Annotated in this window: 8 protein-coding genes and 3 pseudogenes; 4 read left to right on the top strand and 7 right to left on the bottom strand. The window is 69.3% G+C overall.

The genetic code is table 11. From position 1 onward, the window contains the following. The first annotated feature begins 176 nt into the window (after positions 1–176). Both ABZ904_RS27720 and ABZ904_RS27715 read left to right on the top strand, forming a co-directional pair. Positions 177–521: a MarR family transcriptional regulator gene (locus ABZ904_RS27720; RefSeq protein ID WP_361826050.1), complete on the top strand. Its 345-nt coding sequence runs from the start codon at positions 177–179 to the stop codon at positions 519–521. Positions 522–583: 62 nt separating this feature from the next. Beyond that, complete coding sequence (locus tag ABZ904_RS27715) at positions 584–2,353, top strand: MFS transporter (protein ID WP_361826047.1); 1,770 nt, start codon at positions 584–586, stop codon at positions 2,351–2,353. Between the two features lie 108 nt (positions 2,354–2,461). Here ABZ904_RS27715 and ABZ904_RS27710 read toward each other — a convergent pair whose 3' ends face one another. After that, on the bottom strand, positions 2,462–2,881 hold the full coding sequence (locus tag ABZ904_RS27710) for a hypothetical protein (RefSeq protein WP_361826044.1): 420 nt from the start codon (positions 2,879–2,881) through the stop codon (positions 2,462–2,464). 347 nt (positions 2,882–3,228) lie between these two features. Between ABZ904_RS27710 and ABZ904_RS27705 the strand changes: the two genes are divergently transcribed. Then, positions 3,229–4,026 carry a GNAT family N-acetyltransferase gene (locus tag ABZ904_RS27705; RefSeq protein ID WP_361826041.1) on the top strand — a complete coding sequence of 266 codons (798 nt, stop codon included), beginning with the start codon at positions 3,229–3,231 and terminating at the stop codon, positions 4,024–4,026. Between the two features lie 226 nt (positions 4,027–4,252). Here ABZ904_RS27705 and ABZ904_RS27700 read toward each other — a convergent pair. The 5 genes and pseudogenes from ABZ904_RS27700 to ABZ904_RS27680 all read right to left on the bottom strand — a co-directional run. Next, positions 4,253–4,870 (bottom strand): annotated as a pseudogene (locus ABZ904_RS27700) (pyridoxamine 5'-phosphate oxidase family protein); the annotation flags it as partial. A gap of 111 nt (positions 4,871–4,981) precedes the next feature. After that, positions 4,982–5,704 (bottom strand): annotated as a pseudogene (locus ABZ904_RS27695) (CBS domain-containing protein); the annotation flags it as partial. 13 nt (positions 5,705–5,717) lie between these two features. Further along, positions 5,718–6,704 (bottom strand): annotated as a pseudogene (locus ABZ904_RS27690) (acetate--CoA ligase family protein); the annotation flags it as partial. Positions 6,705–7,261: 557 nt separating this feature from the next. Beyond that, on the bottom strand, positions 7,262–7,876 hold the full coding sequence (locus tag ABZ904_RS27685) for a CBS domain-containing protein (RefSeq protein ID WP_359403951.1): 615 nt from the start codon (positions 7,874–7,876) through the stop codon (positions 7,262–7,264). A gap of 115 nt (positions 7,877–7,991) precedes the next feature. After that, complete coding sequence (locus ABZ904_RS27680) at positions 7,992–8,414, bottom strand: Hsp20/alpha crystallin family protein (protein ID WP_359403948.1); 423 nt, start codon at positions 8,412–8,414, stop codon at positions 7,992–7,994. 333 nt (positions 8,415–8,747) lie between these two features. On the opposite strand from ABZ904_RS27680, the gene ABZ904_RS27675 reads away from it, so the two are divergent. Further along, on the top strand, positions 8,748–9,629 hold the full coding sequence (locus ABZ904_RS27675; RefSeq protein ID WP_360996272.1) for a universal stress protein: 882 nt from the start codon (positions 8,748–8,750) through the stop codon (positions 9,627–9,629). 96 nt (positions 9,630–9,725) lie between these two features. On the opposite strand, the gene ftsH is transcribed toward ABZ904_RS27675, so the two are convergent. Then, positions 9,726–12,002, bottom strand: a complete 2,277-nt coding sequence (gene ftsH, locus ABZ904_RS27670) for an ATP-dependent zinc metalloprotease FtsH (RefSeq protein WP_361826036.1) — start codon at positions 12,000–12,002, stop codon at positions 9,726–9,728. Between the last annotated feature and the right edge of the window lie 106 nt (positions 12,003–12,108).

Below are 12,108 nucleotides of genomic sequence, written 5' to 3'. Positions count from 1 at the left end.
TTTACTAACAATAGATTGAGCAGCCCAGACTGATAAGTCTATTGTTAGTACCTGTGAACGTGGATACAGAAGTCGGCCGTGATCTCGGCCATGGCCTGAGCGACACCGCCCGACTCGCGTCCGACCTACGGCTCGCTGTGAGCCGCGTGACGCGGCGACTGCGACAGGCTCACGCCGTGGGGGACGTCTCGCTCTCCGCCGTGTCGGTGCTCGCGCGACTCTCCTCCGACGGCCCCGACTCCCCGACCTCCCTCGCCGAGATGGAGCGTGTACGTCCGCAGGCGATGGCGAGCACGCTCGCCCTCCTGGAGCAGCGTGGCTTTGTTCGCCGTTCCCCCGACGCGACGGACGGGCGACGGAGCATCGTGGCGATCACCGAGGAAGGACAAGCCATGCTGGCGGAGCGACGCTCCGAGTCCGTGCACCGCCTCTCGGCCGCGCTCGACGAGTGCACCGCCGAGGAGCGCGCCACGCTCGCGTCCGCCCTGCCGCTTCTCGACCGACTGGCGGAGCGACTGTGACCGTGCGCAGCACCCCTGACGGCAACCAGCACGGGAGCCGTCCCGGAGGCGGCCGTCCATCCATGCTGAGTGCCCTGCGATCCGCGGGCCGGAAGGACGCATCGGCCGGCCCGAACTACAAGTGGGTCGCCCTGTCCAACACCACGCTCGGCGTGCTGATCGCGACGATGGACGCCTCCATCGTGATCATCTCGCTGCCGGCGATCTTCCGCGGCATCGGCCTGGACCCGCTCGCGCCGGGCAACATCGGCTACCTGCTCTGGATGATCCTGGGCTACCTGCTGGTCTCGGCCGTACTCGTGGTCGTCCTCGGCCGGCTCGGCGACATGTTCGGCCGGGTACGGATCTACAACATCGGCTTCCTCATCTTCGCCTGCGCCTCCGTCGCACTGTCCCTGGACCCCTTCCGCGCGGGGGCGGGCGCCCTGTGGCTGATCCTGTGGCGGATCGTGCAGGCGTTCGGCGGTTCGATGCTGACCGCCAACTCGGCCGCCATCCTCACCGACGCCTTCCCGGCCCGCCAGCGCGGCATGGCCCTCGGCATCAACCAGATAACCTCGCTCGCGGGCCAGTTCCTCGGCCTCCTCGCGGGCGGACTGCTCGCCGCCGTCGACTGGCGTGCCGTGTTCTGGGTGAGCGTCCCGGTCAGCATCGCCGGCACCATCTGGTCGTACCTGAGCCTGCGGGAGACCGCGGCGGGCCGGCGTGGCCACATCGACTGGCTCGGCAACCTCACCTTCGCGGCAGGCGCCGGAATCCTGCTGGCCGGCATCACCTACGGGATCCAGCCCTATGGATCGAGCGCCACCGGCTGGGGAAACCCGTGGGTTCTCAGCGGCCTGATCGGCGGTGCCGTTCTGCTGCTGGTCTTCTGCTACGTCGAGACGCACATCGCCGAACCCATGTTCAACCTGGCCCTGTTCAAGCTGCGCGCGTTCGCGGCGGGCAATGTGGCCGCCCTGCTGACGGCGATCGCGCGCGGCGGGCTTCAGTTCATGCTCATCATCTGGCTGCAGGGCATCTGGCTGCCGCTGCACGGCTACGCGTTCGAGGACACCCCGTTGTGGGCCGGCATCTTCATGCTGCCGCTGACGCTGGGCTTCCTGATCGCGGGTCCCCTGTCCGGCTATCTGTCGGACAGATTCGGCGCCCGCATGTTCTCCACGGCCGGTCTGATCATTGTCGCGGCGTCCTTCTTCGGACTGCTGGTGTTGCCGATCAACTTCGACTACGGGGCGTTCGCCGCACTGCTCCTGCTCAACGGGCTGGGTCAGGGCATGTTCTCCTCGCCGAACACGTCCTCCATCATGGGCAGCGTGCCCGCGGAGTACCGGGGTGTCGCGTCCGGTATGCGCTCCACCTTCCAGAACTCCGGTACCGCCCTGTCCATCGGTGTGTTCTTCTCCCTGATGGTCTCCGGCCTGGCCTCGTCGCTGCCGGCGGCACTGAGCAACGGACTCAAGGCGCACGGAGTCCCGGCCGACGCGGCCGCGCATGCCGCGTCACTGCCACCGGTCAGCACGCTCTTCGCCACGTTCCTCGGCAACAACCCCATCGAGCACTTGCTCACATCCGACCCGAGCGTCCACCTCTCCGGGGCCCAGCGCGCCGCCCTGATGGGCCACACCTTCTTCCCGCAACTGGTCTCCGGCCCGTTCCACCACGGGCTGACCATCGTCTTCAGCGTCGCCGCGGGCATGGCCCTCGTCTCCGCCCTCGCCTCGGCCCTGCGCGGCAGCCACCGTCCCGCCTACGACACCCCGCACAGCGGCAGACAACCCGCCACGACCGGCCCCCAAGAGACTGCGCAGCACTCCCGCAACACACCCTGACAGCGACCGACCTGCCACACGCCCCGACCCCGGCCCGGCGCTCCGTCGCCGCGCCGGGGTTTTCCTTCAAGCCCAAGGCCGCCGGAGGGAACACGAAAGACGGCTCGGCTATGCCGCCTGAGGCTGTTGAAATTTCCGTTCGACCTTCCGAACCATCAACCTTGGGCCCACGACCGTGACGGTTTCGGGCAGGAAGGTGATGACGATATTCTGACCTGCCCGTGGATTCATCTTCAGACTCGCGAAGCTGAGATCACCCGTGGCTGACGGAGAATAATTGCGATACCCGTCGTGACTGGACTCCACATGATAGTCAAGCTGGGCAAGTATCAGATCAAGGTCGTGTACGACTTGGCCGCGCCGCGCCTCGGGGACGCTCATCCTGACGGTTATCGCAGAAAGCACCGGCGCCATGGCCAGCCCGAACATCGCGCCGAAGAGGAAACCCAGCGGTAGCGCCGTTGCGACATCACCTCCCATGATCACGGTACTGAGAACCGTGAATCCCAAAGCGCTGATAATGCCCACTCGAACCCACGTGTCGACGAACCCTCTGGGTTCCACGAAACCACCCCCCGAACGTAGGACCACCGACCGTTGACACCCGCCACACATTTCCCCATCCCAGGGGGGCGCTATCCCAACTCCGCGAATGGAGACTCGCGTCGAGCCCTGCAAATGGGAAGGATGCAGTGGCTCATGTACCTCACTTGCCGTAGGGATCCTGGGCGGCACCTCGTGCACGCCCGTCGCGGTCGGCCTCAGAGTGCTCCGCACCACGCCACTCACGCACGGGCACACGCCCCTGACCGCCGCGGAGTTCGTCAACCCGCCAGACATTTCCTCACCCTGCGGAGGCGGGTTAGAGTCCGGTGGTGAGTTCGAACCTGCCTGACGCCCGTATCGACGCCGCCGCACGCGCCTGGGGCGCCGCCCTGCGGCGCATCGCCGTCGCCGAACCGTGCATCCGTCAGGAGGCGGGGGCGAACGAGACGTACATGGTCGTCACCGGGAGCCCGACCTACAGTCTCAACGGCGTCTACGCCTTCGACCGCACGCCGGACGCAGCGCAGATAGAGCGTCTCGCGGCCCGCGCGGCCGACGCGGCCCGGTCCTTCCCCGGGACGCTGCCGTGGAGCGTGCAGGTGCGTTCGGACCCCGACGACCGCGTCCGCGACGTGGCCCTGAGGCATGGACTCACCAAGCAGAGTCAAGAGCCCTTCATGGTGAGGGACCTGACGAGCGCCCCTCCGGTCCTCGGTGACGCCGGCGCGATGACGGTGCGCGCCGTCTCGGGAGCGGAGCAGGACCTCTACGTACGTGCCCTCGCCGACGGCTTCGGAGTCCCCAAGGAGCTGTTCGCGCCGCTGTTCACTCCCCCGGTGCTGGACGCCGCACCGGACGTCACCGCCTACGTCGGCGAGGTGCAGGGAGAGGTGGTCAGCACAGCGATGACCGTTCTCACGGAGGGGCACGTCGGGATCTTCAACATCTCCACCAGTCCGGACCACCGTCGGTGCGGTTACGGCGGGCGCATCACGGAGGAGGCGGTCGCCCGGGGACATGCCGCCGGAGCCTCAACCGCCTATCTGCGGTCCAGCGACATGGGCCTCCCGGTCTACGCCTCGCTCGGCTTCACCGTGGCGGAGCACTGGACCTACTTCACGGACTAGCGGTCGCCGCACGACAAGGACGCCGGCGCCACCGTCCTCAGGCCTCGAGGTGCGGCACAAGGGAGTTCGGCGAGTCGCCGCGTGGGTTCTGCCGTCCGACCGGATCGTTCTGGCGCGCCGGGCGCAGCACAAGGGCCTGCTGCGGAGCGGAACCGCAGGTGAACGAGCGGCGCTCCCGGTCCCTTTGGAGCCGCCGCTGGAACTCCCTCGTCTCGTCACACGGCTCTCATCGCACGGCGATCCGGCGCCCCGTGATCGTGAGCGGATTGATCCGGATCCACATGTCGCGCTGTCCACCCGCCCAAGGCTCGCTGTAAGCCCGCTCTTTCAGCAGCTGTACGCAGTCCGGGTCCATCACGGCGCTGGCAGGTCCGCGTACGAGGACACTCCAGCCCTGGCTCAACGCTGCGTCGATGTGGTCGACCTCGAAGGCCACCTCACAGCCCATGGCCTGCGCAAGCGCCGTGCCGGGATGAGTCCTGAAGGCGATCACGCCCTCGACCACGCTGTAGTTCACGGGGAGGATCAGCGGTCCCGACGGGCTTGGCACCGCGAGCCTGCCCACGCCGTGGGTCGAGACCAGGTCCCGGCACTCCTGTGGGCTCAGTTCGGTGAACTTCGGGTGCCGGCCCGCCTGTCCGAGGCCGGGGGGCAGGTCCACGTCGCCGCCGGTGAGTTCCCGGACGGTGGTCTCGAGCGCTCCGGCCAGTCTGAGGAGCGCGGCGGCACCGGGGTTGGCGGTGGGTTGCTCCTCCAGGTGCTGGACGTAGCTGGAAGCCATGCCCGCGCGGCGGGCTGTTTCCTCTCGGGTCAGGCCGAGTTCCACTCGGCGCAGGGCGATCCGGCGTCCGAGGTCGCCGGTAGGCAGGCCCCTCACCGGGTTCGATGATGACTGTGCGGACATGGTCCTCATCTCCTCTCGGGAATCGCGGGGCTCTCGGGGATCTCGGGGATTGCGCAGCCAGTCGTCGGCGATGCTGTGTCGTGACTGCTCGTCGGGTGGCAGGTCGGAGTCGTCGCTGCGGTGGGTGAGCTGGTCGATCACCGCGACGACGCCGTCGATCTGCTTGGTCAAGGAGACGGCGAGTTCCGTCTCGCTCTTGCGTTCCAGCCGGCCGGCGAGGGTGACCACGCCCTCGGCCACGGATACGTCGATGGTTTTGGGGGCCAGCCGCAGTGCGCGGACCAGCACTTCCCCGGTCACCTCGTCGCGGATCTCCGTGTCGGGCCGCAGGAACACCCGCAGGAGGTCCCGGCGCGTGACGATGCCGACAAGACGGTTCTCCTCGTCGAGCACGGGCAGTCGCTCCACATGCCGCTGGACCATGATCCGCGCGGCCTCGGCGATGGTCTCGTCGGCGTGCACGGTCACGGGCGGTTCGGTCATCAGCTGACCGGCGGTGAAAGCCCTGGACTTGGCAGCCCTCCTCCGGCCCGCGGCCGTCGACTCGGCCGGCGCGGAACGGCGCTTCGGCTCGTCCGTGCCGAGGGCTTGCGCCTGTCGGGTCACCAAGTCCGTCTCGGAGATCACTCCGATGACCTTCTCGTCGTCGTCCACAACCGGGAGTCCGCTGATCCGGCCGTCCGCGAGCAGCCGCGCGACTTCCTTGAGGGGAGTGGCGTACTCGGCGCAGATGACATCACTGGTCATCACGGAACCCACCTTGTTGTGCTTCATGACCGATCCCTCCTCAGCGGAGCCGGCGCAGGTACGGGTCCAGGGGCCTGCGCGACAGCAGGCGAACGCGTGCGTCGAGCACGGTGACTCCGTCCGGGGTGGCAAGGACGGGATGGAAGTCGGCCTCCGCCAGTTGGGGCAGGTCACTCGCCATTCGGGACACACGAAGGAGCAGCCGTTCCAGGCCCACCAGGTCGACGGGGCCGGCACCGTGCGCGCCCGACAGGAGGGGGGCGCAGCGCGGTGCCGTGATCAGGTCGTGGACGCCGTGGTCGGTGAGGGGGGCGAGCCGTGCGGCGTGGTCGGCGAGCACCTCCCTCGCGGTACCGCCCAGTCCGAAGAACACGAGTGGGCCGAAGACCTCGTCCTGAACGACGCCGGCGCACAGTTCGGTGCCGCGGGCCGCGAGCGGCTGGACCGCCACGCCCGTCATCCGTCTCGCGAACCGCGTCTCGAAGTCCCCGAAGGCGGCGCGTACTTGGAAGTCGCCCTGGAGATCGAGGTGGACGGCGTGCTGCTCGCTCTTGTGCAGCAGACCGGGCCAGTGGGCCTTGATGACGACCCGCCCGTCGGGGCCGCGCGGCCGTGCGGCGGCGAGGACGGCGTCGTCCTCCGTCTCGGCCCAGGCCCATGGAAGCTGCGGAATGCCATGGCACGCCGGCACGTCGGCGCAGGTGCGCGGTTCCAGCCAGCCCCCGTCCGGGCGGGTGGCGAGACAGGCGTCGGCGATCTCGTGGGCATCCGGGGTGTCGACTCCCTCGAGGTCCGGGACGGTGACCATGGGGCGGTCGAGCCAGGACGCCCGGCGAGCGGCATGGGCCAGCGCCCGTGCCACCGCCTGCGGGTCCGCGTACGAAGGGATCGTGCCGCCCTGTACGGCGGGCAGCAGCTTCACCGGCAGGTCCTGTGCGAGGCATACGGTGACGACCGGTCGCTCCGGGTGCGCGGGGCCTCCGGTCAGTGCCCGGCACAGGTCGTCACCGGTGGCCCCGGCGACCGCCGGTCCGGGACGGTCCGTGGCACACGCGCGGTCGGCCGCCATGGCGGCGGACCGTGCGCTCGCCACGAAGAACCGCAACCGGAGGTTGTCTGGGGACATCTCCGTGCAGAACTCCCGCAGCTGCTGCTGATCATCTGGCTGTACGGGGCGGATGCACGCGGTGGTGCCGTCCACGAGCAGGGCGTGGACAGGGCGTCGGGCAAGTGTGGTGTCCGTCATCGCGGACCTCCTCCCAAGCCTCTCGACGCTTCGAGCATCCAGCGGCCGAGAAGGTGATCACATGGGCTGTCCGGAGGCAGCACAGGGGCCGTTCGGCCCTAAATCAGCCCTGCGGCCCAGCGCCCTCGCACGGGTGCCCGGAGAGTCCGACGTGCGAGCCGGCCGCCGTGGAACCGGCTGTGGAGGGGCGGTACACGAGGAGTCGGTACGACGGCGCCGGGCCCCGTGCCGCGCCCGGCCAAGGGACTGAGCAGGATCCTCGGCTGTCCGGCACGCCGCGTTCCATCGTGTCCATGTCCCTCAGGGAGCCGACCGGATCACGACCGGTCCCGGCGGGGCTACGGCGTCTCCCTTTCCGGAGTGTCGTCCAGGTCGTACTCGAGCCGGTTGACGACATCCACCACGCCGTCGACCTCCTCGCACAACTGTAGGGCCACAGGGAGCAGACTCTTGCGCTCCACCCTGCCGCTCAGCGTGACCCTGCCGTCGTCGACCTCCACGGTCAGCGACGAGGGAGGCAACCCCAGCGCCTGGACGATGACTTCCTCCAGGATCTCCTTCTGGATCACGCGATCCTGACGGAGGAACAGCTGCAGCAGATCGCTGCGACTGATCACGCCGATCAGGCGGCCGTCGTCGTCCACCACGGGCAGACGCTTGACCTTCAGCTTCTCCATCGTCTGTGCGGCACGGGCCACGTTCCACTCCGGCTCCGCGACCACGGCCGGGCTGGTCATCAGTTCCCCGGCGGTGCTGCCGACGCCGGCGGAGGTCTGCTTGCGCAGCAGGTCCGCTTCGGACACCACTCCGACGGGTCGGCCGTCGTCGTCGACCACGGGGACAGCGGTGATGTCGTACTCGTCGAGGGTCCGTGCGATCTCCTTGAAGCTCGTGCCCGGTCGCACGCTCACGGCGGTGGAGGTCATCAGATCGCCCACGCTGCGGTGACCCATGGCTCCGCGTCCCCTTTCCGGTCCCTCTTGCTGTCCCTGCACGTCTTGCTCCGGGCGCGTGTCCCGGCTCGGGCGGATGTGGGCCCGCCCGAGCCGGGATCCGCCGGATACGGGATCACGCGCGGTGCGTGACCTCGATGTGCTTGGCCGCTGCCTTCTCACGTCCGAGGCCCACGCTGACGGTGAGCATGCCGTTGGTGTAGTCGGCCTCGACGTCGTCCTCGTTGGCGCCCGGCGGCAGCGTCACGCTGCGGCTCATGGAGCCGTAGCGGATCTCGCTGCGGTTCTTCTCCGCTTCGCGTTCGGTGCGCTCGGCCTTGAAGGTCAGCACACCTTCGCTGAGGGTGACGTCGATGTCGTCGGGCAGGACGCCGGGAAGCTCCGCCCGCATGACATACCGGTCGCCCTCCGTGTAGTCCTCGATGCGGACCGCGTAGAGGTCACCCATCGTGGGCATCGCGAAACGCGCCGGAAAGGCCTCAAACCAATCGGGGATCTCCGGGAACGGGAACCTCTGCCTGCGTGCAAGTGTCGCCATGGCCGTCTCCAGAACTGCGATTGCGGCTGTTGACTCTTCCAGTCCACCACGTGCCGCTTCTCTTCGCTGAGGCCGACCAGCCCATGCCGAGGGTCCCCCATTCCGTGGGCATCCCGGGGCTCGGGACGGGCGAGGGTGATGCGGCGTCCGCAGGCACCGGTCCGTACGGCAAAGGCGACGGAACTCGCAGAGCCGGTCAGCCCATGCGTTCGCGCGAGCATTCGCCGAAACTGGTGACGGGACGACGGAGCGCCCGGGCCCGACGCGTACGCACCGCTCACGTGCCACGGCACCCATGGACACGGTTCATGACGGCTCGCTCAGGAGACGACGATGACCCAACCCCGTGATCACCGGCCGATCGTGGTCGGTGTCGATCCCGACTCCACGAAGCGGATGGCACTGGCCTGGGCTGCGGACGAGGCCGCACGGCGGCGGGTGCCGCTGCGTCTGGTCCATGCCGAGGGAATGCCGACCGTGGAGTTCCGGAAGTGGCACGTGCCGCCTTCCTGGGAGGCGTGGAACGAGGTGATGCACGAGGCCGGGGAACAGAAGCTCAAGGACGCGGTGGCCTTCGCCGAGGCCCGGCAACCACGGGTCGAGGTGTCCGGACTGCTGGCCGAGGGGGACCCGGCGTGGGTCCTGCGGGAGCAGGGCCAGGACGCCACGGCCGTCGTCCTGGGCTCGCAGCACCTCAGCCGGGTGAGAGAGGTGTTCGGCTCGGCCTCGGTCTCCCTGCCCGTCATGGCCCATTCCCCCTGCCCCGTGGTGGTCGTCCCCGAGCCGGAGCACAGCAACCAGCAGCCCGCGTACTTCGTCGTCGGCGTGGACGGCAGCGAGCATTCCGCGGCCGCCGTCGAGTTCGCCTTCGAGGAGGCGGCCCTGCGCGACGCGGCCCTGCGCGCCTTGTACGTGTGGCAACCGGGGCTGCTGGGGATGCTCGACGAACAGGCGGCGCAGCAGGAATGCCGCCGTCTGCTCTCCGAGATCGTCGCCGGCCGCGGTGCGGCGTACCCGAACGTGGAACTGCACCAGGAGCTGATCAGCGGCCATCCCGTGAAGGTGCTGACCGAGGAGTCCGCAGACGCGCTGGGACTGGTGGTGGGAACCCGGGGCCGCGGTGGCTTCGCCGGCATGCTGCTCGGCTCGGTGAGCCAGGGCGTGCTGCACCACGCTCAGTGCCCGGTCATCACCGTGCCGGTCACGTCGGCGTGAGCCGACTGGAACCGTGCTCCGACGTCGTGAAACGCGGCGCCGAACCCCCGACCCGGCGGGGAGGCACCGGCATGATGAGCCGCACGCCTCGGAGGGTTACTTCTCCCGGGCGCCGTGAGTCGTAGGTTCGTCTCGCTGCGGTCCCCCGTCCGCGGCGGACTCCTCACTGACACCCCGAACCCTCGGTTCGTCCCGCTGCGGCCCTCCGTGCGCGGCGGACTCCTCTCCGACACCGTGAGTCGCCGGTTCGTCCCGCTGCGGTCCCCCGTCCACGGCGGACTCCTCACTGACACCGTGAGTCGCCGGTTCGTCCCGCTGCGGTCCCCCGTCCACGGCGGACTCCTCGCGGTCCGCAGGTGTGCCGGCATCGGGCCGGTGCCCCTTGCCCGGATCACGGATCCGTGGGGGCACGCTCCGGAGGGGATCGGAGGCAGCGCCCGGTGCGCCACCGCCCGTCTGCCCTCGTTCCCGCTGTTCCTCCCGGAGGACGTCGAGTACGGCGGAGCCGTCGATGGTCTCCCGGATGACGAGCAGGTCGGCCAGCCGGTCCAGGGCCCGGCGGTGCTCCCGTAGCAGCCCCGTGGCCCGCTCCTCGGCCTCACGCAGCAGGCGTGCGGCCTCCTGGTCGATGACCCGCTGGGTCTGTTCCGAGTACGCCTGCCGCGCGGAATCCTCCGCGGTCTCCCCCAGGTAGCGCGGGGTGGCGGAGGCGTATCCGACAGGTCCGAGCGCCGACGACAGTCCGAAGTCCCGCACCATGCGGGTGGCTATCTGGGTGGCCCCGGCCAGGTCATTGGCGGCTCCGCTCGACCCCTCGCCGAAGACGACCAGCTCGGCCGCCCGGCCGCCGAGCCGGACCGCCAGCAGATCGGTCAGATAGCCCTCGCTGTACAGACGGCGCTCCGCCTCGGGCAGCTGCTCGGTCACCCCCAGCGTCATGCCCGTCGGCAGGACGGTGACCTTCGCGACCGGGTCGGCGTGCTCGCACAGGGCGGCGACCAGGGCATGCCCCGACTCGTGGACGGCGACCGCATGGCGCTCTTCGGGCAGTAGTGCGTTGGACGCCTCGCGACGCCCGAGCAGAACGCGGTCGCGGGCGGCATCCAGGTCGTTCGGCTCGATCAGGACGCGGTCGGCGCGGACGGCGTTGATGGCGGCCTCATTGACCAGGTTGGCGAGGTCCGCGCCGGAGAAGCCCGGAGTGGCCCGGGCGACGATGTCGAGGTCGACGTCGTCGGCGAGGGTCTTGCCGCGGGCGTGCACCCGGAGGATGGCGGCGCGCTCGGCCTGATTGGGCAGCGGGACGGTGACCTGACGATCGAAGCGGCCAGGACGGAGCAGCGCGGGATCGAGAGCCTCGGGCCGGTTGGTGGCGGCGAGGACGACGATGCCGGTGGACTGGTCGAAGCCGTCCATCTCGGCCAGCAACTGGTTGAGAGTCTGCTCGCGCTCGTCGTTGCCACCGATGTTCCCGCTCCCGGCGCGGCGCGAGCCGACGGCGTCGAGCTCGTCGATGAAGACGATGGAGGGCGCGCGCTTACGGGCATCGTCGAACAGGTCCCGCACCCTAGACGCACCCACCCCGACGAACATCTCGACGAAGCCGGAGCCGGTCACCGACAGGAACGGCACGTCGGCCTCTCCGGCGACGGCGCGGGCGAAGAGCGTCTTTCCGGTGCCGGGCGGCCCCACCATGATCACTCCGCGCGGGCCCTTGGCACCGGCCGCCGCGTAGCGCGACGGGTTGCGAAGGAAGTCGACGACCTCGCTGATCTCCTGCTTGACGCCGTCGTAGCCGGCCACGTCGTCGAACCTCGTGGTGGGCCGCTCCGCCTCGATGATCTTCGCCCGGGAACGGCCGATGGCGCTGAGGCCTCCGGTCATCGAACGCGCGGCGCGGCGTCCGAGCCACCAGAAGAGACCGATGATCAGCAGCAGCGGCAGGAAGTCGACGAAGATCGACCCGACCGGGCTGCCGCTCTTGCTCTGGGAGGCGGTGATCTGCACGTGCTCGGCCTGCAGTTGCTGTTGGAGCGGTCCCGTCCCCAGCGCCGTGGGGATCTGGGTGGTGAACTTCGTGCCGTTCTTCAGGGTGCCGGTGACCGATCCCTTGTCGTTGATGTCGACGGTCTGCACCTGGCCCGTGCCGACCTTGGAGACGAAGTTGCTGTAGGACAGCTGAGACGGCGGAGTCCCCGAGGGCGCGCGGACGAGCATGAGGATGAGCAGGAAGACCACCCAGAACAGCGGAAGGACCCACCACCGCCAGCCCGATCGCGGCGGCTGGGTAGGCGGCTTCGGCGGCTCCCGCGGGGGTCCGGACTTGGCGGGCGGCGTGAGATGCCGGTGCGGCATCCGCAATCGTGTGATCACAGTGCACCGCCTCCTCCGACGGGCCTGATGTCATGTCACGTTGCTCGACCGGTCCGCTGCACCAGCAGCCGGTTCCCTTCACGGTGCCGGCCCGCGCTCTGTGAGG

It is taken from the genome of Streptomyces sp. NPDC046900, from assembly GCF_040644975.1.
Lineage (GTDB): Bacteria > Actinomycetota > Actinomycetes > Streptomycetales > Streptomycetaceae > Streptomyces.
Note: the sequence above shows the minus strand (reverse complement) of the source record. Positions and strands in the feature narration are given on the sequence as shown.

Coding starts and splice junctions, on each gene's coding strand:
- ABZ904_RS27715 (WP_361826047.1), top strand. CDS start 584: ATGCTGAGTGCCCTGCGATCCGCGGGCCGGAAGGACGCATCGGCCGGC.
- ABZ904_RS27685 (WP_359403951.1), bottom strand. CDS start 7,876: ATGGGTCACCGCAGCGTGGGCGATCTGATGACCTCCACCGCCGTGAGC.
- ABZ904_RS27680 (WP_359403948.1), bottom strand. CDS start 8,414: ATGGCGACACTTGCACGCAGGCAGAGGTTCCCGTTCCCGGAGATCCCC.
- ABZ904_RS27675 (WP_360996272.1), top strand. CDS start 8,748: ATGACCCAACCCCGTGATCACCGGCCGATCGTGGTCGGTGTCGATCCC.